Source organism: Streptococcus oralis (assembly GCF_023109155.1).
Lineage (GTDB): Bacteria > Bacillota > Bacilli > Lactobacillales > Streptococcaceae > Streptococcus > Streptococcus oralis_BZ.
The window spans coordinates 1-675 of the sequence record NZ_JALDUA010000019.1 but is presented as its reverse complement, the minus strand read 5'-3'; the positions used below and the strand labels follow the sequence as shown (position 1 = coordinate 675).

General features: G+C 45.9%; 1 protein-coding gene. It reads right to left on the bottom strand.

Going from position 1 to position 675, the window contains the following annotated elements:
- A partial coding sequence (locus tag M1F63_RS10105) for a DUF1542 domain-containing protein (RefSeq protein ID WP_247941331.1) occupies window positions 1-675 on the bottom strand: 675 nt, incomplete at both ends.

Below are 675 nucleotides of genomic sequence, written 5' to 3'. Positions count from 1 at the left end.
ATGTTCTTCTTAGCTTCATCAGCTTTCGCATTGGCATCTGCCTTCGCTGCAGCTTTCTCTTCATCCGTCAAATCGGTTCGTGAATCAATCGCTGCTTCCTTAGCTTTCAGGGCATCATCGATTGCTTGCTTGGCTGCTGACTTCGCTACTGCTTGCGGATTAATTGAAGTTATTTCAGTTGTTCCAGCAGTTTTAGCTTGCGATACTGCTTCATCTGTTGTTGCATTATCGATGTTCTTCTTAGCTTCATCTGCTTTCGCCTTGGCATCGACTTTCGCTGCAGCTTTCTCCTCATCCGTCAAATCAGTACGTGAATCAATTTCTGCTTCCTTAGCTTTCAGCGCATCATCGATTGCTTGCTTGGCTACTGGCTTACTTTGCGCAGTTGGGTTGACTGAGGCAATGCTGTTTATTCCATCAGTCTTGGCTTGCGATACTGCTTCATCTGTTGTTGCATTATCGATGTTCTTCTTAGCTTTATCGGCCTTAGCTTTGGCATCAGCCTTCGCTGCAGCTTTCTCCTCATCCGTCAAATCGGTACGTGAATCAATTTCTGCTTCCTTGGCTTTCAGGGCATCATCAATCGCTTGCTTGGCTACTGGCTTCGCTACTGGCTGCGGATTGATTGAATTGACTTCAGTTGTTCCAGCAGTTTTAGCTTGCGATACTGCTTCA